The sequence below is a fragment of the Sulfitobacter sp. genome (assembly GCF_039977885.1).
GTDB lineage: Bacteria > Pseudomonadota > Alphaproteobacteria > Rhodobacterales > Rhodobacteraceae > Sulfitobacter.
On record NZ_JBDWCI010000020.1, the window covers coordinates 70,429 to 90,165 of the forward strand.

General features: G+C 57.5%; 23 protein-coding genes. 9 read left to right on the forward strand and 14 right to left on the reverse strand.

Going from position 1 to position 19,737, the window contains the following annotated elements; translation table 11 throughout:
• Positions 1 to 2: 2 nt before the first annotated feature.
• Positions 3 to 995, reverse strand: coding sequence for a class I SAM-dependent methyltransferase (locus ABJM03_RS13955; protein WP_348418461.1), 993 nt, complete (start codon positions 993 to 995; stop codon positions 3 to 5).
• A gap of 3 nt (positions 996 to 998) precedes the next feature.
• Positions 999 to 1,337 (reverse strand): ATP-dependent Clp protease adapter ClpS, encoded by a 339-nt coding sequence (clpS, locus tag ABJM03_RS13960; RefSeq protein WP_348418462.1) that lies wholly within the window; start codon positions 1,335 to 1,337, stop codon positions 999 to 1,001.
• A 91-nt stretch (positions 1,338 to 1,428) separates the two neighbouring features.
• On the opposite strand from clpS, the gene ABJM03_RS13965 reads away from it, so the two are divergent.
• Both ABJM03_RS13965 and ABJM03_RS13970 read left to right on the forward strand, forming a co-directional pair.
• Positions 1,429 to 2,157, forward strand: coding sequence for an HAD family hydrolase (locus ABJM03_RS13965; RefSeq protein WP_348418463.1), 729 nt, complete (start codon positions 1,429 to 1,431; stop codon positions 2,155 to 2,157).
• Positions 2,138 to 2,464, forward strand: a complete 327-nt coding sequence (locus ABJM03_RS13970; RefSeq protein ID WP_348418464.1) for a hypothetical protein — start codon at positions 2,138 to 2,140, stop codon at positions 2,462 to 2,464. The genes ABJM03_RS13965 and ABJM03_RS13970 overlap by 20 nt, the downstream gene beginning before the upstream one ends.
• A gap of 69 nt (positions 2,465 to 2,533) precedes the next feature.
• On the opposite strand, the gene ABJM03_RS13975 is transcribed toward ABJM03_RS13970, so the two are convergent.
• From ABJM03_RS13975 to ABJM03_RS14010, 8 genes are all read right to left on the reverse strand, one after another.
• On the reverse strand, positions 2,534 to 2,665 hold the full coding sequence (locus ABJM03_RS13975; RefSeq protein ID WP_348418465.1) for a hypothetical protein: 132 nt from the start codon (positions 2,663 to 2,665) through the stop codon (positions 2,534 to 2,536).
• Positions 2,665 to 3,849, reverse strand: a complete 1,185-nt coding sequence (locus ABJM03_RS13980; RefSeq protein ID WP_348418466.1) for a formate dehydrogenase subunit gamma — start codon at positions 3,847 to 3,849, stop codon at positions 2,665 to 2,667. Before ABJM03_RS13980 ends, ABJM03_RS13975 begins: the two co-directional genes overlap by 1 nt.
• Before the next feature lie 80 nt (positions 3,850 to 3,929).
• The gene (gene fdh3B, locus ABJM03_RS13985; protein ID WP_348418467.1) at positions 3,930 to 4,523 is read right to left on the reverse strand and encodes a formate dehydrogenase FDH3 subunit beta; all 594 of its coding nucleotides are present in this window, start codon (positions 4,521 to 4,523) and stop codon (positions 3,930 to 3,932) included.
• A 12-nt stretch (positions 4,524 to 4,535) separates the two neighbouring features.
• Complete coding sequence (locus ABJM03_RS13990) at positions 4,536 to 7,514, reverse strand: formate dehydrogenase subunit alpha (protein WP_348418468.1); 2,979 nt, start codon at positions 7,512 to 7,514, stop codon at positions 4,536 to 4,538.
• 58 nt (positions 7,515 to 7,572) lie between these two features.
• Positions 7,573 to 7,764: a twin-arginine translocation signal domain-containing protein gene (locus ABJM03_RS13995; RefSeq protein WP_348418469.1), complete on the reverse strand. Its 192-nt coding sequence runs from the start codon at positions 7,762 to 7,764 to the stop codon at positions 7,573 to 7,575.
• Between the two features lie 55 nt (positions 7,765 to 7,819).
• Complete coding sequence (locus tag ABJM03_RS14000; protein ID WP_348418470.1) at positions 7,820 to 8,431, reverse strand: molecular chaperone TorD family protein; 612 nt, start codon at positions 8,429 to 8,431, stop codon at positions 7,820 to 7,822.
• Positions 8,428 to 9,033, reverse strand: a complete 606-nt coding sequence (locus tag ABJM03_RS14005) for a DUF3306 domain-containing protein (RefSeq protein WP_348418471.1) — start codon at positions 9,031 to 9,033, stop codon at positions 8,428 to 8,430. Before ABJM03_RS14005 ends, ABJM03_RS14000 begins: the two co-directional genes overlap by 4 nt.
• Positions 9,030 to 9,596, reverse strand: a complete 567-nt coding sequence (locus ABJM03_RS14010) for a DUF3305 domain-containing protein (RefSeq protein ID WP_348418472.1) — start codon at positions 9,594 to 9,596, stop codon at positions 9,030 to 9,032. The genes ABJM03_RS14005 and ABJM03_RS14010 overlap by 4 nt, the downstream gene beginning before the upstream one ends.
• A gap of 289 nt (positions 9,597 to 9,885) precedes the next feature.
• On the opposite strand from ABJM03_RS14010, the gene ABJM03_RS14015 reads away from it, so the two are divergent.
• From ABJM03_RS14015 to ABJM03_RS14035, 5 genes are all read left to right on the forward strand, one after another.
• Positions 9,886 to 11,835, forward strand: a complete 1,950-nt coding sequence (locus ABJM03_RS14015) for a 4Fe-4S binding protein (RefSeq protein WP_348418473.1) — start codon at positions 9,886 to 9,888, stop codon at positions 11,833 to 11,835.
• A 69-nt stretch (positions 11,836 to 11,904) separates the two neighbouring features.
• Entirely contained in the window at positions 11,905 to 12,099 is a 195-nt protein-coding gene (locus ABJM03_RS14020) for a DUF6494 family protein (RefSeq protein WP_348418474.1), read from the forward strand.
• Position 12,100: 1 nt separating this feature from the next.
• Entirely contained in the window at positions 12,101 to 13,165 is a 1,065-nt protein-coding gene (locus tag ABJM03_RS14025; protein WP_348418475.1) for an Mrp/NBP35 family ATP-binding protein, read from the forward strand.
• The gene (locus tag ABJM03_RS14030) at positions 13,162 to 13,863 is read left to right on the forward strand and encodes a biotin/lipoate--protein ligase family protein (RefSeq protein WP_348418476.1); all 702 of its coding nucleotides are present in this window, start codon (positions 13,162 to 13,164) and stop codon (positions 13,861 to 13,863) included. The genes ABJM03_RS14025 and ABJM03_RS14030 overlap by 4 nt, the downstream gene beginning before the upstream one ends.
• On the forward strand, positions 13,860 to 14,354 hold the full coding sequence (locus tag ABJM03_RS14035; protein ID WP_348418477.1) for a DUF6505 family protein: 495 nt from the start codon (positions 13,860 to 13,862) through the stop codon (positions 14,352 to 14,354). The genes ABJM03_RS14030 and ABJM03_RS14035 overlap by 4 nt, the downstream gene beginning before the upstream one ends.
• On the opposite strand, the gene ABJM03_RS14040 is transcribed toward ABJM03_RS14035, so the two are convergent.
• From ABJM03_RS14040 to ABJM03_RS14050, 3 genes are read right to left on the reverse strand one after another with little or no spacing between them, the layout of a single operon-like run.
• Complete coding sequence (locus ABJM03_RS14040) at positions 14,355 to 15,158, reverse strand: substrate-binding domain-containing protein (RefSeq protein ID WP_348418478.1); 804 nt, start codon at positions 15,156 to 15,158, stop codon at positions 14,355 to 14,357.
• On the reverse strand, positions 15,155 to 15,859 hold the full coding sequence (locus ABJM03_RS14045) for an ATP-binding cassette domain-containing protein (RefSeq protein WP_348418479.1): 705 nt from the start codon (positions 15,857 to 15,859) through the stop codon (positions 15,155 to 15,157). Before ABJM03_RS14045 ends, ABJM03_RS14040 begins: the two co-directional genes overlap by 4 nt.
• Positions 15,856 to 16,560, reverse strand: a complete 705-nt coding sequence (locus ABJM03_RS14050; protein ID WP_348418480.1) for an ABC transporter permease — start codon at positions 16,558 to 16,560, stop codon at positions 15,856 to 15,858. The genes ABJM03_RS14045 and ABJM03_RS14050 overlap by 4 nt, the downstream gene beginning before the upstream one ends.
• Before the next feature lie 551 nt (positions 16,561 to 17,111).
• On the opposite strand from ABJM03_RS14050, the gene ABJM03_RS14055 reads away from it, so the two are divergent.
• On the forward strand, positions 17,112 to 18,611 hold the full coding sequence (locus tag ABJM03_RS14055) for a D-alanyl-D-alanine carboxypeptidase family protein (protein ID WP_348418481.1): 1,500 nt from the start codon (positions 17,112 to 17,114) through the stop codon (positions 18,609 to 18,611).
• Here the strand turns inward: ABJM03_RS14055 and ABJM03_RS14060 are convergent.
• On the reverse strand, positions 18,608 to 19,480 hold the full coding sequence (locus tag ABJM03_RS14060; protein ID WP_348418482.1) for a LysR family transcriptional regulator: 873 nt from the start codon (positions 19,478 to 19,480) through the stop codon (positions 18,608 to 18,610). The genes ABJM03_RS14055 and ABJM03_RS14060 overlap by 4 nt on opposite strands.
• Before the next feature lie 90 nt (positions 19,481 to 19,570).
• Between ABJM03_RS14060 and ABJM03_RS14065 the strand changes: the two genes are divergently transcribed.
• On the forward strand, positions 19,571 to 19,717 hold the full coding sequence (locus tag ABJM03_RS14065; RefSeq protein WP_348418483.1) for a hypothetical protein: 147 nt from the start codon (positions 19,571 to 19,573) through the stop codon (positions 19,715 to 19,717).
• Positions 19,718 to 19,737 lie beyond the last annotated feature (20 nt).

Below are 19,737 nucleotides of genomic sequence, written 5' to 3' on the forward strand. Positions count from 1 at the left end.
GCCTAGCGGCGTTTACGAAGCGGGCGCTGTGCGTGAAACAGTTTGAACCGCGCATCCCCGCCCACTTCGGCGACCTGGGCAAAGCGGGTTTTCAATTCGTCTTCATAGGGCAAATGGCGATTCGCCACCATCCAAAGGTGCCCCTGCGGGGCCAACAGACGCGCAGCAGCGGCCACAAATGCCTGTCCGATCTGCGGCTCTGCCGCGCGACCTACGTGAAAGGGCGGGTTCATCACGATTGTATCCAGCTTATGGGCCGGATCCCACGTGGTCGCATCGTCCCAATGGAACACTGCACGCGGGTCGGTCACATTGCGCCGCGCACATTCGATCGCCATATGACCGGCCTCAACCAGATGCACGGCTTCGACACCTTCGCGGGTCAAAACATGTGCCGACAAAAAGCCCCAGCCCGCGCCCAGATCGCCTACATGCTTGCCCAGTTTTTCAGGCAGCGCATCGACCAACAACGCCGAGGCAAGATCGACACCATCGGCAGAGAAAACACCCGGTGCAGTCCAAAAGCCACCCTCGCCCAGTTCGGGCCCTGCGGCCCAATCGGCAAAATAATCTGCGGCGGGGGCTTCGATCCAGAACAGCTTGCCGTGGGCCTTGGTCACAGGTCCATGCACATCGACGCGCGCTCTCATTGATTTGAGGATACCCTCGATGCCGTCGGTCTTTTGACCGTCTATCACGACGACGCCCGCGCTTTGCGCGCAGGCCTGTGCAATCATGGCACGTGCCTGTTGTTTGGCGCGCGGCAAGCAGACCAATGCGGCTGCATAACGCCCCTCCCCCTCGACCGCGACAGCGTAGCCACGGGCGGCCCAGCTGGCGTGGGCGGGATATAAATCGTGAATGATCTCGGAGCGGTCCTGCGGGACGCCATCCAGATCGGCCTCCGGCGCAGGGTTGAACACGGCAATAGTGCCCTCAGCGGGCCATTCCAAGCCGCCGCCATCAAGCGCCAGCGGCAATCGCGAATCGAGCATCGCTTATTCTTCTTTTTCCATAGTGCATTGAAGCGGGTGTTGGTGACGGCGTGCAAAATCCATCACTTGGGCCACTTTTGTCTCTGCGATTTCGTGGCTGAACACACCAACCACGGCCAGCCCCTTTTTATGCACAGTTAGCATAATTTCGAACGCCTGCGCGTGGTTGAGCCCGAAAAACCGTTCTAAAACATGCACAACGAACTCCATCGGGGTGAAGTCATCGTTCAACAGCATCACCTTATACATCGGTGGCCGCTTGGTCTTTGGCTTCACTTTGGTCAGCAGCTCGGTGTCGTCACCGTCTTGCGGACCGGCCATGCGTGTGGGCGTAAGGTGCATTGCTGCTCCTGAGGATTATGCGGGTTCATCGGGATGTTATTGCAGTCTATATAACGTGATACCCCCTTTAGAAAAGAGGCTGCGCGCCAATATGTCCAATCCAATCACGACCATCGGTTTCGATGCCGATGATACACTATGGCATAACGAGCGTTTCTTTACCCTGACCCAAGACTATTTTGCCGACCTGCTGAGCCCCCATACAGACCGCGCAACGCTGATGGCCCGCCTTTTGGAAGCCGAGCGGCGCAATCTGCCGCATTACGGGTTCGGCATCAAAGGCTTCACACTCAGCATGATTGAAACCGCAATCGAGGTCACCGACGGGCGTGTGCCTACCTCTGTCATAAGTGAGCTTTTGTATGCGGGGCGCGATATGCTGTCCCACGCCGTAGAGCTGTTGCCTCATGTTACCGGAACGCTCGAGGCGCTGCGCGGGTCTTACAAGCTATTGGTCATCACAAAGGGCGACTTACTGGATCAGGAACGCAAGCTGGCGCAATCAGGGCTGCGCGATCTGTTTGACGGGGTCGAGATCGTGTCGGCCAAGACCCCGCCAACATACACCCGTATTTTTGATCAACACGGCACCGGCGTCGATCAGGGGATTATGATCGGGAACTCGATGGCCTCGGATGTCATTCCGATGATCAGCGCAGGCGGCCACGGCGTTTATGTGCCCCACGGCATAACATGGGCCGTTGAGTATGCACCGCCCCCCGATCATGAAAAATTCCACGAAATCGAAACTCTTGAGGGTCTTGTGCCCTTGTTAACCACGCTTGCCAAAGGATCAATAAATGCCCCAAGCCAACCTTAGCTATTCCGCGCATATCAAACTCGATGCCCCTGCAATCCTTGCCCGCGCCGAAGAGGTCATTAAAGCCGCCGACGCAGGAGCCGGTAGTTGCAAAGGCCGCGCCTATCCACTGACCCAAACCCACCATGACCATGTGTTTTTGCATATCCGCGTGCTGGACAAACCGCACCGCGATGCCCCGTTTATGAAGGCACTGCTTGCGGATTTGCACGGGGCGTTGGACCCGATGATCGCAGGGCCTTGCACCTTTTCGATCGAACTGGGTTTCCAGTCACCATACGGCAGCTCTGCGGACATCCCTGCATAGCGAAATTAAAATGGCAGCGCGTATGTTATACCCGCTGCCATAAGCCCATCGGTTTAGACGACCTGGCGTCTATTCCGGCAGGCGAACATTGGCGGATGACGTGCCCGCCTCCTGGCTTGAAAAGCCGATTGTCGTCAGGATCCGGTTTGCTCCGACCGCGATCACAACAAGTGCCACAAGGGCAACCAAGAAAGCTTTCATCAGTTCGACTCCCGTGCTTTGGCATCGGCTTCCAACACTTCTTCAGCCCAAATGCTGTGGTGTTCCCGGGCCCATTGCTCTTCGACTTCGCCTTTACCCATCGCATCAAACGCGCCCTCCATACCAATCGAGCCAAGATAGATATGCGCAAAGATAATCGCGGTTAGCACCAGACTGATCAGCGCGTGCCAAAGCTGTGCAAACTGCATTTCCTCCTGCGGCTCAAGCGGATAGGGCAGATCGGCCAGGCCGAACCATCCCGAGACACCCCAGCTGTTCAATGTTTCGAAGGTCGGGCCAAACAGTGTGATCTGGAACGGGAACAGCAACGACAATCCCGATACGGCGATTGAGCCGCCCAAGACGATCACCGCCCAGAAGATCAGCTTTTGACCGGCGTTGAATTTCTTGGCAGGAGGGTGTCCGCCACCGAAAATCCCGCCACCTTTTGCCAGCCATTTCAGGTCGGTCTTATCGGGTATGTTATGCATCACCCATGCGACAAACACGATCAACAGCGCGACGATGAAAGCCCAAGAGATGTTATTGTGAATCCATTTGCTCACGACCGCCAGAGAGGAAAATGCCTCATGACCAAAAGCGGGTATGATCACTTTACGCCCGAACAGCGAGATCAAGCCGGTGATCCCCAACACGATAAATGAAGACGCCAGAAGCCAGTGACCGAACCGCTCGACCGCTTTGAAACGGACCAGCGTTCGACCGGTCTTTTCCCCGTCAATACGAATGCGCCCGCGGATCAGGTAGAACAGCGCCAGCAACACCAATGTGCCACCCAACAGATAAACTGCGATCTGCAACAGCGGCCCGCGGCGGAACTCCAGCCACCACATGCCGCCATCCTGCACCATCGTTGTCGCCGCAGGGCTACGCGCCTGTGTGATGATGTCGGCAGTGCCATAGCGATATGCCCGCCATAGCTCGGGGTCCGACGCGCCCCCCAAAGTGCCCAACTGACCACTGATGGAGGCTGCCGCATCCGGATTGCCGGTGGCATCACTGCGGAAGCTGTCGTCGATCTTTGCCCCTTCCTGACGGCGCATAATATCTTCGAGAGTTTGCGCACCACCTGTCGACGCACGCGGATCAGCGGACGTTTCTTGAGCAATGGCAGGTGCGGCAAGGGTAAACAGGAGAGCAAGCAGGCCAAACAGACGCAACATCAAAACTTCCTTATGGCTGGATAAGACAGGGGCGACCAAACATAGGCCGCCCCCTTTTTACAATATCGAAAAAGGGGCGTTTAGCCGCCCTTTTGTTGATACGCAGTACCCCAGCCCCATGCGCCGGATCCGAAACCACGTGCAACAACCCGTTCACGGTAGATGCCCGAAACGACATCACCATCACCGGCAAGCAACGCTTTTGTCGAACACATCTCGGCGCAGATTGGCAACTTGCCCTCCGCGATCCGGTTCCGGCCGTACTTCTGGAACTCGGCGGTGGAGTTGTTCTCCTCTGGGCCACCGGCGCAGAAGGTACATTTATCCATCTTACCACGCGAACCGAAGTTACCCGCTTGCGGATATTGTGGCGCGCCAAAGGGGCACGCGTAAAAGCAATAACCACAGCCGATGCACAGATCCTTAGAGTGCAAAACCACCCCTTCTTCGGTCTGGTAGAAACAATCGGTCGGGCAAACAGCCATGCAGGGTGCGTCCGAACAGTGCATACACGCGACCGAAATCGACCGCTCACCAGGAACACCGTCATTGATGGTCACAACCTTGCGGCGGTTGATACCCCACGGCACCTCATGTTCGTTTTTACACGCGGTAACGCAGGCGTTGCATTCGATGCAGCGTTCAGCGTCTACGAGAAATTTTGCTCTTGCCATTCTACTTCTCCCTTACGCTGTCCAGATTTTGCAAAGAGTGGCTTTCGTCTCTTGCATCTGGGTTACGCTGTCATAGCCATATGTTTGTGCAGTATTGGTGCTTTCGCCCAGTACATAAGGATCGGCCCCTTCGGGGTATTTGTCCCGCAGGTCCACGCCTTCGAGGTGGCCACCAAAGTGGAACGGCATAAAGGCCACGCCTTCGCCGACACGCTCGGTCACCATAGCCATCACTTTGACCTTGCCGCCTTCAGGGCCTTCAACCCAGACCTGCGCGCCGTCCCGAACACCAAGGTTATTGGCGTCGCGGGTGTTGATCTCGACGAACATATCTTGCTGCAATTCGGCCAGCCACGGGTTTGATCGTGTCTCGTCCCCGCCGCCTTCATATTCGACCAGACGTCCGGATGTCAGAATGATCGGATAATCCTGTGAGAAGTCTTTTTTCTGAATGGACTCGTACATGGTGGGCACGCGCCAGAACTTCTTATCCTCGTAGGTCGGGAATTCACCCACCAAATCGCGGCGGTTGGTATAAAGCGGCTCGCGGTGGATTGGCACCGGATCAGGGAAGGTCCAGACCACTGTGCGCGCCTTGGCATTGCCAAAGGGTGCACAGCCACGGGCAATGGCCACGCGCTGGATACCGCCCGACAGGTCGGTCTTCCAGTTGATGCCGCCAACAGCTGCCGCGTAATCCGATGGCACCGCTCCCGTTTGCGATGTCTCGCCAACCGGTTGCGTACCCTCATCGGCCTCATGTGCTTTCTCATAGCCCGCAACGGCCTCGATCGAGGCACGTTCTTGGGCGGTCAAATCACCGTCCCAACCAAGATCAATGAGCATCTGCATGGTGAATTCGGGATACCCGTCTTCGATCTGCGACCCCGGCGTAAAGACGCCTTCGGCCAATAGGTTTTCGCCGTTACGCTCCACCCCAAAGCGGGCACGGAAGGTCAGCCCCCCCTCGGCCACGGGGATCGACATGTCATACAGGTTTGCCGTGCCCGGGTGCTTCATGTCGGCGGTGCCCCAGCAAGGCCATGGCATACCGTAAAAGTCGCCATCTGCTGGTCCACCGACCGCACGCAAAGTTGTGCGGTCGAATGTGTGCTGGTTTGCCATGTGCATTTTCATGCGCTCGGGGCTTTGGCCGGTATAGCCAATAGTCCACATGCCTTTGTTGAACTCACGGGTGAGGTCTTCGATGTTCGGCTCGCCATTTTCATCAATCGCGATGTTGCGGAACAGCTTGTCATGGAAGCCGAACTTTTCGGCAAATTTCGCAACGATGGCGTGATCGGGCAAGGATTCAAACAAGGGCTCAACCACTTGCTCACGCCATTGCAACGACCGGTTCGACGCAGTGACAGAGCCGCGCGTCTCGAACTGAGTACAGGCAGGCAGCAGATACACACCGTCTGTCCGGTCCTGAAGCACAGCCGTGACTGTCGGATATGGATCGACCACAACCAACATGTCGAGCTTCTCCATCGCCGTCTTCATTTCTTTCTGACGGGTTTGGCTGTTGGGGGCATGGCCCCACAGAACCATAGCGCGGGTGTTGTCGGGCTGGTCAAGGTTGTCCTTGCTTTCCAACACACCGTCGATCCACCGGCTCACTGGAATACCGGTGAGGTTCATCATCGCGGTGTCACCGACAGTCTCACTTGAGAACCGCCCCTTGAGGTAATCAAGGTCTTCTTCCCAGACCCGCGCCCAATGCGCCCACGCGCCTTCAGACAGGCCGTAGTATCCAGGCAATGTATCGGCCAGAACACCAAGGTCGGTAGCACCCTGCACGTTGTCGTGGCCGCGGAAAATATTGGTCCCGCCGCCTGCAACGCCCATGTTGCCCAACGCCAGCTGCAAAATGCAGTAGGCGCGCGTGTTGTTGTTACCATTGGTGTGCTGCGTGCCACCCATGCACCAGATCACGGTGCCGGGGCGGTTGTTCACCAACGTGCGCGCGACCCGCTCAAGCTGTGCACCGGGGGCACCCGTAACCCGTTCGACCTCTTCGGGTGTCCATTTGGCCACCTCGTCGCGGATTTGCTCCATCCCCCAGACACGGGTGCGGATGAATTCCTTGTCTTCCCAACCGTTCTCAAAGATGTGCCACAAAATGCCCCAAACAAGCGCCACGTCCGAACCCGGACGGAAGCGGACATATTCATCGGCATGGGCTGCTGTACGGGTAAAGCGCGGGTCACAAACGATCAGCGGCGCGTTGTTTTCCTCTTTAGCTTTGAGGATGTGCAACAGCGAAACCGGATGCGCCTCGGCAGGGTTCCCACCGATCACAAAAAGCGCTCTGGAGTTGTGAATGTCGTTGTAGCTGTTGGTCATGGCGCCGTAGCCCCATGTGTTGGCCACACCCGCAACTGTCGTCGAGTGGCAAATACGCGCCTGGTGGTCGACGTTATTCGTACCCCAGTAAGCCGCGAATTTACGGAACAGATAGGCCTGTTCATTGTTATGCTTGGCCGATCCCAACCAATAAACAGAATCCGGCCCGCTTTCTTCGCGGATTTTGTTCATGCCATCGCCGATCTCATTGATGGCATCGTCCCAGCTCATGCGGACCCATTCGCCATCGACCTTTTTCATCGGGTACTTCAGGCGGCGTTCGCCGTGTGCGTGCTCCCGCACCGACGCCCCTTTGGCGCAATAACCACCAAGGTTGAATGGGCTGTCAAAGCCGGGTTCCTGGCCGATCCAGACGCCATTATCGACTTCGGCCTCGACGGTGCAGCCCACCGAACAGTGGGTACAAACGGATTTGACCCGCTCGACGGCGCGCGTCGCAGCAGTCTGCGCCGTGGCCTGTGTTACTGTCCCACCTGTCGCAGCAATCGCAGCCAAGCCACCAATGGCAAGGCCCGAGCCACGCAGGAACCCGCGACGGTCAATCCCGCCTGTACCTTTACCTGCAACGATTGGCGTCCGCCCGGAACGGCGTGTGATTCCGCTGGTCTTTTTCCTCAGCATGGTCTTCCTCCCTGATCCAGCTCCGCTGGATGAATTCGTAAAGCGCGCTGCGCTGCTATTAGAAACGTGTACTTTCGAGATAGGCACGGGTGTGAGCCGTATCCTGCATTTTGTCTGACGACAGATCGACGGGCTGCGGCTCGGCTTGGGCGGCAGTGCCCCCTGCGGCCACAGCTACAACTGCCGGTGCTGCTGTTCCGGCCAACTTCAAGAAATCGCGGCGGCTTGCGCCTTTGGTTTGCTCACTCATGGAAGTCTTCCCTTCTCTTTGTTAAGCGGGTGAACCCGCCGGTTACCTGACAAGGCTATGCGCTTGCCGTCATGCGAAATGCTTCGCGTTCGATGTCCATCAATGCCAGCCCGACAGCGCCGACCGATGCATAAAGCACCGACGACTTTGCCGCCTGCAAATCCGTGAAATAATGCGTGGCCCATGTGCCGATATGCGCATTGAAAAACTGTTTCTGCTCTTCGACACTGGCCACACGGCCAAAACGGCCAACAATCATGCCGGCCATCATCTCCATCAACGATGCGATATTGTCTTCGGGCTCGAACTTGTCCGCTGCGCGGGTCATGCCGAAACTGGCCATAGTCGCGCGCAGATTGGCAAGCGGCTTCTCGTTCAAAAAACCCGTCAGATAATAGCTGGCATAGGGCAATAGCTCTCCTCGGCCCAAACCGATGAAAAGTGTGTTGAATTCGGTTTCCACAGCTTTTGGTGTGGACACTTTGGCGACCCGCGCGAGCCCTTGGATCGCCTTGCCAAGCGGAGATTCATCCCCACTCAAAGCCGCCGTTTGCTCCAGAAGCATCTGGTCAGCCGGTGCTGCCAACATCAGCCCGAGGTAGTTATAAAGATCCCCGCGCATGCGGTCTTCTTCGGAAACCTCTATCACAGGTGCGGCAAGGGTCATGCAGCATCCTCCTCAAATTGAAACGTCATGCGGCGCGGGGCTGGCAAAGGCTGCGCGTCCTCTTGTGGCGCTGCGGCAACTTCCTCTTGAGGGGCGGCCGGTGACACATCTTCCGCCTCGGGCAAATCTTCCACCAGCGCGGCATCAACAGCGACAGCCGGTTCATCATCCTCAGCGGGCTGTACCGATGCAGCTTCTTTCTGGCGCTCCATCTCGACAAGATGCGACAGCATACCCTTGCCGACCTGATAAGTCGTGGCAATTGGTCCCTGCCCGTAACTGCCTGTCAGATAATCGTCATCATAATCATTCAGCCCGTCCACACAGGCCAACACCGGATTGCTACGCCACAGGTTGCGAAGCGCCCGCTTGCGTAGATGCGCAGGCACAGTTTTGGCCAAAAACGCCTTAAAGTCGTCGCCTTGCACCATCGCATCCGGATCAGGCAGGCCGAGCTCTTCGAGTATTTCCGCATCGCTTTTTTCGGCCAATGCCTCTTGCTGCTGCGCAATGATGGCGGCTTGTGCGGCTTGTTCTTCGGCTGCGGCCTCTGCGGCAACAGCTGCACGCCGGCGCGACCAGGCGGATTGCGGTTTGGTCATCCGGCCACCTCTTTGCGGCGTGGCGCGCGATAAACATCACTGATCTGACGGATACGTGCATCGCCGATCCCGTCCTCGACCCGATCCACCCGCGCCCGATCACGACGCCGCTTAACAAACACTTCTTCTTCGTAATGCTCATCCACGAAACTGGCGACCCAAGCATGCAATCCTTCGGGCATGGCGACTTTCTCGACCAACTCCTCGGCCGAATCGCAATAATCCTGCGCCTCGTAAGGGGACGCGGTCACCAAAGCGACCGACCACGGCATATCAGCACTATGATCAGCAGGACGCAGCACCACATAGACGGAAGGCACGCGGGCCTGCAACTCATGCGCGTAGGCTTCGGCCTCGGAAACATACAGGGTAAGTGGCAGGGTTGCTGCGTGAAACTCTGTCACATCAGCCTCTTCGCGCAGAACTTTCCAATCCGCAGAACCGGCACCGGGCAGCACAGAGGACACGGTCCAAGCGAACTTGGCCCAGCGTGTCACACCCGGTGCACGACGCACGACAACACCGACCGGCAGTGCCTGCGCATTTGGATAAGCATGGCTCAAGAAGTAATCCCTCTTTTGGCTGGGGGCATGATGGCGCATTTTAACGACTAGAAAAAGAGCAAAATACATCGCCTTAAACCAAAGGTAGAATTTCAAAGCCCCGAAATGCGTTTTTTTGATTTTTCCGGACTATCTTGGACAACACATTTAGTTTACTGGCAAATTTTACCCGATAATGCTGCGGTCGCACAATCATCCTGCACTAGATTCAAAACGATTGACGGTTTACTGCAAGGGCGATTCCTGCCTAGTTGCGCACCTGCGCTGATTGCAAATTCCGGGGGAAACCATGTCAAAAACCTTGCTCTTGTGTGACTGCCTTGGCTCTCAATCGGTTGATGCCACAGGCTTGGGCGCTGCGACGGGCCTGGCCTGCACAGGCTGCTTTACCAGCTTATGCACCACCCAAGCGGATATCGCAGCAGAGGCGATTAAAGATGGCGATGTCGTCATAGCCTGCGCACAAGAAGCCCCCCGTTTTGCCGAAATTGCCCAAGATTTCGAGGTAGATGCGCCAACCTTCATAGACATTCGCGACCGTGCCGGCTGGACCGATGACAGCGCCTCTACGACACCCAAAATGGCGGCATTGATCGCAGACGGGCTAATGGACGAGCCTGACTATAAGTCCATTGATGTCGTGTCAGAAGGCACCTGCCTGATTCTCGGCGCATCCGATGTTGTTTTACCCGCTGCACAAACACTCGCCGAAACGCTATCGGTGACTGTCCTGCTTGGACCACAAAGCGACATCGTGCCTCACCCAGCCTTTGATACATATGTCGGAAAGCTAAGACAGGCGACCGGGACGCTTGGCGCGTTCGAGGTCAGGATTGATGCCTTCCAACAAAGCCTTATTGGCGGCCGCGGGACGCCGGATCTAAGCGCGCCGCGGGACGGCGCAATGTCACAATGCGACATTATCCTTGACCTGTCCGGTGCAACTCCCCTGTTCCCCGCAGATCACAAGCGCGACGGATATCTACGCGCCGACCCCAAAAGCCAGCCTGCTGTCGCCCAAGCCATTTCCGAAGCAAGCCTGCTGATCGGCACCTTTGAAAAACCGCTATATGTGCGCATGGAGCCCACTCTGTGCGCACATTCCCGCGCGGAAAAGCCTGCTTGCTCTAACTGCCTGAACGTCTGCCCTACCGGCGCTATCGTTTCAGCCGGAGAGCATGTCGCCGTTGATCCGCTGATCTGTGCAGGCTGCGGGGCCTGCGCCTCGGTCTGCCCATCGGGGGCCATCAGCTATGAGATGCCGACAACAGATCACATTTTCCGCCGGATCAGCATACTTGCCACGGCCTACCGCAGTGCGGGTGGTCAAGATGCGCGCCTACTGGTGCATGACGCATATGGCGCAGAAATGATCCAACTGTCATCACGCCACGGACGCGGGCTGCCTGCTGATGTGATCCCGATGGAGGTGAACGCCCTTTCCGGCTTTGGCCATGCGGAAATGCTGGCGGCGTTAGCAGCAGGATTTGCCCGCGTCGAGATTCTGGCCGGACCGGAAACCGAACGCGATGCCCTGAACCCGCAGCTTGCCCTCACGCTCGCGATTGCCCCCGAGAAGGCTGCGATTCTCGATATGGCCGATCCTGACGCGCTGTCGGACTACCTGTTTGATGCTACCGCTGCTACAGCACTGGATGCGCCGATTTTACCGCTAGGCACACGCAGGCAGGTCGCACGCCTTTCTGCAAAAGCCCTGAACCCCGCCACAGAAACATTGGCACTACCGCAAGGCGCGCCATACGGTGCCGTATTGGTCGATACAGATGCCTGCACTCTGTGTCTGGCCTGTGTATCGCTGTGCCCCTCAGGCGCGCTAGGTGACAATCCCGACATGCCGCAACTTCGCTTTCAGGAAGATGCCTGCCTGCAATGCGGGCTGTGTACCAACGTCTGCCCTGAAAAGGCGATCAGCCTTGTACCGCAGTTCGACCTGACAGATGCGGCCTATACGCAGAAGGTCGTGAACGAAGAAGAACCATTTGCCTGCGTCGAATGCGGTACGCTTTTCGGGGTAAAATCCACAGTTGAAAAAATCATGGAAAAGCTGTCTGGAAACCATGCCATGTTCGCTAATCCTGCCGCCGCGCGCATGATCCAGATGTGTGACGGTTGCCGGATCAACGCGCAGTACCATTCACAGAACAACCCCTTCGCAGGCAACGAACGCCCGCGTCCGCGGACCTCTGATGATTATTTTTCGAAACGCAAAGATCACTGAACCCGCCGCGATAGCGGTCCCGCGCACTGCGCAGACCTGCACGCAGCCCAGACAACCGGAGAAAATCCAATGAGCGAAGACTTTAACATGTCCATGCGCAAGTTCCTCAAGCAGGTCGGCGTAACCTCCCAACAAGCCATCGAGGAAGCCATGCGCAATGCAGGCGATACCTCCGGCCGCAGCTTTGAGGCGAAAATGGTCCTGACCATCGACGGTGTCGACCTTGAGCATGTGGTGACCGGTCAAATCGAAGGTCAGGCATAACGTGAGCGCGACCAGAGAAGACATCCTTTCCATCCTGTCAGGGTTGGAAGACCCGATCAGCGGCACATCCATTGTCGAGGCAGGCATCGTCAAAGCGCTGACCGTTGATGCGGGCACTGTCCGGTTCGTCATGGAAGTTAGCGGCTCCCATGCAGCAGCCTATACCGCCATCAAAGACGCGGCCGAAGCGAAAATACGCGCGCTTGACGGGATCAGCACCGCCTCAATCGTTATGACAGCCCACAGCAGCAAAGCGCCGCCCGATCTCAAACCCCAGCGCAGCGCGGAACCAAGTGGACCACAAAAGATCCCCGGCGTGGACCGGATCATCGCGGTCGCATCCGGCAAGGGCGGCGTTGGCAAATCCACCGTGGCCTCCAACCTTGCCTGCGCACTGGCCGCCGAAGGCCGCCGTGTCGGGTTGCTTGATGCGGATGTTTACGGACCTTCGCAGCCGCGCATGCTGGGTGTCTCTGGTCGCCCTGCCTCACCGGATGGCAAGATCATCCTGCCGATGCGGAACTTTGGCGTCACGATGATGTCTTTAGGGTTGATGACCAACGATGATCAGGCCGTGGTCTGGCGCGGTCCGATGCTGATGGGTGCGTTACAGCAAATGCTCACGCAGGTGCAATGGGGCGCGTTGGATGTGCTGATTGTCGACCTGCCCCCCGGAACCGGTGATGTCCAAATGACTTTGGCGCAGAAATCCCACCTCGATGGCGCGATCATCGTTTCCACGCCACAGGACATTGCGCTGCTGGATGCACGCAAGGGGATTGATATGTTCAACCAGCTTGGCACACCGCTGATCGGGATGATCGAAAATATGTCTACCCATGTCTGTTCTGCCTGCGGGCACGAGGAGCATCTGTTTGGCCATGGTGGCGTCGCTGCCGAGGCTGAAAAGCTGGGTGTCCCCCTACTGGCTGAAATACCGCTCCAGATGGATATCCGCCTTGCCGCCGATGGAGGAGCGCCGGTCGTGGTCTCGAAACCCGATAGTGCCCCCGCCACTGCATTCCGCGGCATCGCAAAAGACCTCATCGCCAAGGGGCATGCATGAGCGAACCGCGCTTTCCGCCGCTCTTTTCGGGCCAAGATGCACAGGGTGCCGATCCGTTTTCTCTGGCAGTCGATTTGGCAAAGGCAGGCTGTGACGCGGGGCTGGTGATCTATGATCTAGCCCCTGACCGCCTGCGCGCAGCCATGGTTTTTGCCCCCGAGGTCGCGCTATCCGAGGCGGCGGTTATGTTGCCCCTATGCGGTGTTGGCCTGCAAAATGCCATTGGTGCGCTTGGGCCGCCCGAAGTCGGCGTTCATCTGGGCTGGGACGGGACCGTTTATGTCAATGGCGGGCGCTGCGGTGCCTTGCGCATGGCCGCTTCGGGCACCCCCGAGGTCGAACCGGACTGGTTGATTGTAGAGCTGACCCTGTCGCTATGGCCGGAAAGTGACGACATGGGCCTGACCCCCGACCAAACGGCGCTTTATGCCGAAGGCTGCGCCGAGATCGACGCTGTGGCGCTGCTTGAAGCCTGGGTGCGGCATACGCTGGTCGGGATCAACACCTGGCTCGATAGTGGCACTGCACAGCTTCATCGCGAATGGCAGGGCCTTGCGCATGGGCTTGAAGGCGAGGTCACTTTTGCAGGGCAGACCGGCACGTTCATCGGCCTTGATGACCGTCTGGGCCTGTTGCTCAAAGCCGGTGACAAGACTATGCTTGTCCCGCTCACCGAAACCCTGACGAGGCCTCTATGAAACTTGCCCGCGCAATCCATTTTGATGAAAGCGACCAACGGGTTTTCCATAACCCTGCACGCACCGGTGAATGGTGCATTTCGGGCGGCTTCGAATATTCGAACTGGGGCGAAGCCGACCTTGTCGGTAAGGCCCGGCAGGCCTTTGCAAACGGCTGGATGGGCTGTGAGACCTTTGGACGTGTCAGCTGTGTCGCGGTCACCCAGATCGAGCCGCAGGAGCGCGATGTGATCGCCACCCTGCTGGCCCAACATTTTGTTGATATCTACGGCGCGCCCTCTGTAGAGGCCGCACGCGGCACGGCATTGGAAGAGGTCGACCAAATGGCGGATCTATGCGCCGATCATGCCCCCAACACTTTGCTGACCCTCACCCGCGAACTGACCCCCGCGGGGGTATTGGAAAGCTACCGTGTCATTGAAGCGCAGCAAGCTGATATTATGCAGTTTGCGGTCCATGGTCATCTCGACGATGAACCGCATCAGCACTGATTAATCGGCAGCTGCGTTGAAAACAAACAAGGTTTCACCGTCGATCGTATAACCGTTGATCAGCTCTGCCGCGCGCGGGCTGGTCAGCCAATCCTCCAACTCGATAGCAAGATCATTGCGGATGTTGGCGTTTTTGTCCGGGCTCACAGGCAGGAACGCATATTGGTTGAACAACGCCGGATCACCGGAATATAGCAACGCCAACCCCTCCTTGTTGCCAAAATTGAGCCAGCTTGCGCGGTCCGACAGAACATATGCGTCCAGCCCTGCAGCTGTATTCAACGCAGCCCCCATACCGGCCCCTACCGCGTGATACCATGCACCGGCAGTTTCGGGGTCGATACCGGCGCTCACCCAGATGGCCTTCTCGGCTTTATGTGTCCCGCTGTCATCACCACGGCTCACAAAGGGGGCCTGTGCTGCCGCAATCCGCCCCAGCGCGTCTGCTGCACTGCTGGCATCGGCAGTTTGCGCTTCATCCGCGACCGGACCAACAACAACAAAATCGTTATACATGATCTCGCGGCGGTGCGGCCCATGGCCAGCAGCGACAAAGGCTTCTTCAGCGGCTTTTGAATGCACCAAAATCGCGTCTACGTCTCCGGCCTCGCCAAGACGCAAAGCCTGCCCCGTCCCCACAACCAAAAGCTGTAGATCGATATCAAGGTCTTCCTTGATTGCCGGTAGCAGCACATCAGCCAGGCCCGAGTTCTCGAACGATGTCGTCACAGCCATCCGCATAGGATCCGCTGATGCCGTTTGAGCCCAAACAAGGGCCAGAAAAGCACATATAATACGTTTCATGTCACGATATCTCCTCTAAGGAATGCGGCCAGAGAGCCGGTGCCGGGATTGGCAAAAAGGGCGTCTGCTGGTCCATTTTGGTGTACCTTCCCGTCCAGCATAAAGACAAGATCAGTTGCAAGCCTACGGGCCTGCCCCATGTCATGGGTCGCCATGACCAACCGCGTACCAGCCTTTGCCTGCTCCTCCAGCAATGCCTCGATTTCGCGCGTGGCGTGGCCGTCCAGATTGGAACAAGGTTCATCCAGAAAAAGCACATCTGGCTTCCGAATAAGAGCCCGCGCAATGGCGAGCTTTTGCCGCTCCCCTCCCGACAGTCGCGTGGCCTGATTATTACCGGCAGCGTCAAGTCCGATCCGCAACAGCCAATGATCAACGGCCTGTCTGATCTCATGTTTCGGCGTGCCTAGTAGGACAAGCGGATAGGCCAAATTGTCAGCTACACTACGGCGCAAAACAATGGGGGTCTGGAAGACAAAGGCATGTTTGGCCGGATTGTCACAGGCCCATGTAACCTCTCCACGGCTCACCCGCTCAATCCCGTGCATCACCCGTAGCAGCGTTGTTTTGCCCGACCCATTCGGCCCGATAACAATCGTCGTCCCCTTCTCACCCAGCGTCAGATCAAGTGGCCCCAGCAAAGACCTGCCTTGCCGGCGTACATGCACGCCTTGCAGCGTCAAAGGAAATGCAGCACTCACCAGCGGCCCTCCCGTTCAGTCCGTGACAGCGTATGGATGGCAAGGTTTACGACCACCGCAAGGCCGATCAGCACAAATCCCAGACCCAGCGCCAATGCAAAGTCCCCCTTACCCGTCTCCAGCGCGATGGCCGTGGTCAGGACGCGGGTGGCATGGTCGATATTGCCCCCTACGATCATAATCGCCCCGACCTCTCCTATGGCGCGCCCGAACCCTGCCAGCGCTGCGGTCAACAGATTGCGCCTGCCATCAAAGATCAACGTAAGTATCCGCTGACGTTTGGTTGTGTTGAGGGAAATCAACAAGTCATGATATTCCGCCCAGAGCTCACGCATGGATTGATGGGCAATGGAGGCAATCACAGGCGTGATAATAACCACCTGCGCAATAATCATCGCCGTTGGCGTGAACAACAGATCGAGCACACCGAAAGGCCCCGAGCGCGACAAGAGGATATAGACCACCAAGCCGACAACAACCGGCGGCAACCCCATCAAGGCATTGATCATCGAGATCACAAAACGGCGGTAGCGAAAGCGCTGAACAGCAAGGTAGGTGCCCAGCGGAATGGCAATCACACTTGCAATCACAAGCGCGCTTAACGTCACGCGCAAAGATCTCAGGCTGATCTCCCAGAGCTCCGCATCAAAGCCCACAACAAGCCAGAATGCCGCTTTTAACCCGTCCAGAATCTCGATCATAAACTGCCCACGTCGGCCCCCTCAGCGCGTGGGGGAACCTCCCGCCTGACGGCCCAAAACACAACCCTCAATCCGACCAATCCGCCTGATTTCAGCAAACTTGCTGCCGTTAGGGAAATGGCTTGGTAAATTGCGGCCCGCGCACATGCGACTCGCGGATCAGCACAGCAGCAGGTGCCTACCAGCCACAGATCAGACCATCACAAACCTCTAATAAAAAACAATATAATAAGCAAAATTACATCCCTCACCTTAAGGCCACAATATCAACTCCGCCCAATCCAGGCTGGACCATTGCAACTTACGGCTCAAATCGGCGATTCAGAATGAGGCAACTGCCGTCCAATTATCGCCACATTTTCGCCTCATTGCGCAGTGTTGTGGGAGAGCCGGATCAACCCCCTATATCTGCTACGCCAGCCCGCAGAAAAACTGATAAATACTGCTAGAATACGACTTATCAGAAACCCCTTCCCGTGCTACGATGCAGGCAATCAAAAAATAAGACCACTCGAAAAATCGGGGGTCAGAGGCAGATTAGGCAGGTTAACATGAAGGTTCGGCGCTCTCAGCCGGCCCGTTTCGGGCTATTAATACTAGCAGCGCTATGGCTGTTCGTCCTCGTCCCAATGAGCGCGAAGGCGGCACCCTACGCAGCATATGTAATTGATGCACGTACCGGCGAGGTACTGCACTCACGCAATGCAGATACACGGCTACACCCCGCGTCCCTGACAAAAATGATGACGCTATACATTGCGTTTCAGGCGATCGAACGTGGTGAGATTTCCCTTGATACCAAGGTGACCATTTCACGGCACGCCGCCTCTGAGCCGCCCAGCAAGCTAGGCCTTCGGCCAGGTCAGAAAATCGCTCTGCGCTATCTTGTGCGCGCTGCTGCGGTGAAATCGGCCAATGATGCGGCCACGGCCATCGGCGAAGCCATCAGCGGTTCCGAGGCGAAATTCGCCCGCCGCATGAACCGCACCGCCAAACAGATCGGGATGACCCGCACCACATTCAAAAACGCCCATGGCCTGACCGAAGAAGGCCACCTGTCCACCGCCCATGACATGACGCTCATGGGGCGGCACCTGCTATATGATTTCCCCGAATATTATAACCTGTTCTCCCGTATCACTGCGGATGCCGGGATCAAGAAAGTGAACCACACCAACCGCCGTTTCCTGAACTCATACAAAGGGGCGGACGGGATCAAGACAGGCTACACGCGTGCAGCAGGCTTTAACCTCACTGCTTCGGCAGAACGTGGCAATGAACGCATCATCGTAACCGTCTTTGGTGGACAGTCCACCGCATCGCGCAATGCCAAAGTCGCGGAACTGATGGATCTGGGCTTCCGCCGCGCGCCCTCGAATGCACCGCTTCGCAAGCCGGAAGAACCCGCCTATGTTGCCGAAGCAAGCCCATCGGGCACAACATCGCCCGGTGCCAAGGGCAAAACCATACGATTGGTCCGGGCTGTCAAAACATCCTGGCGCCCACATCTACGCCCTCAAACATCAGAGCCTGTAGCGGTTGCTGCTGCTCCTACGTCACCTGACCCGATGACTGCCCTGCTCAACTCAGCGATTAATGACGCCGTAGCCGAAGCGGTGAATGCGCCAACACCGACGCCGGCGCCTTCCCAACCGGTCGCAGCTGCTGCTGATGTTGTATTGGCCTCCGCAGCAACCAGCACGACCATCCGGCCGACACTTCGGCCAAAGGGGCTTGTCGTGATTGGCGCGCAGCCCAAGACAGCCAAGGAACCCCAACCACAAGAAGTGGTAACACGCGTCTCGACTTCTGGCGGACGGCAATGGGGCGTGAATGTCGGGCGCTTTGGCAGCCATTATGCTGCTGAAAAAGTGCTGATCAAAACGGCGCTGGCGGAAATGGCAACGCTGGACGGTTCTCTGCGCAAGGTCGTGCGAAAGCCACAGGGCTTTGACGCGAACTTCCTCGGCATGACACGGGAGACAGCCGACCTGGCCTGCCGCCGCCTGCAGGCGCGCAGTGTCAGCTGCATTATGATCGGACCGGGTTAAGGGTTACGCCCTTCCCGTTTGAGCCATGTCACAAAAGCCTTGAGCGGTGCGCGCATAACGCCGCTGCGCGTCACAATGTGATAACCAGCCCCCCTGCCGGCTTCCTCATGCAGCACGCGTAGGCGGCCCGCCTGTATATCCCGCTCTACAAAGCGGCGCACAGTCACCGCAATTGCCTGCCCGTCCCGCACCGCGTCGATCAACAGGTTTCCGGGCACTTGCAGCAGACTGCCTGATTGGGTCACCCCGTGACGCCGTAGCCAACTGGTGGATTCCGAATTCCCGAATTCCTCCACCCAAGGGAACCCCGCCAAGGCCGCTATGTCACCACAGGCGGCGTTCCCGACCAACGCAGGCGCACCAACCACAACCATCGTACTGTTCCAAAGCAGAACCGAGTCCAACCCGTCCCATCCCCCGTTACCAAAGCGGATGGCCAGATCGATCCCGTCCGGGCCAAGCGTGACCACCTGCGCTGTGGGGTCAATCATCAGATCAATATCTGGGTGCGCAGCACGAAAACCCGACAGCCGTGGCATCAACCATGATGCAGCGAAGGTAGGCGTGACAGAGATATGCAAGGGGCGGGCATCCCGCGCGCCGGTCAGGGTCGCGACCCCCTCCCCTATCATATCAAAGCCGGTGCGGATCGCGCGGGCCAATTGCTCCCCTTCGGCAGTCAATCGCATTGCACGTCCAGAGCGGTCCAGCAGAGCCGTGTCCAGATCTGCTTCGAGCACCTTCAATTGCTGGCTGATTGCAGCATGGGACACACCCAATACCTCACCAGCGCCGATAACACTTCCGCTTTCAGCGAAAGCCGCAAAAGCCCGCAACGCGGATAAAGGTGGCAGGCCACGCCAATCCATATGTCACCTATACTTACATGTTATAAATTTCCATGAGTCGCATTTGAAGTCGCTTTCGTCAAGGATGGGCTCACATCAAGGAGAGAGCACATGATCAACATCTACGCAAAAAGCTTTATGAATGCCACTCGCACCGGTCAAATTCGCCTTAAAGACGTTCCATCAGTCCCTGAACCTAAACGCCACCGCTGGTTCACCCGCCGCAAGACCCGCGAGACAACATCGCGCGACTCTTAAGAAAAACGGACATAAGGGTG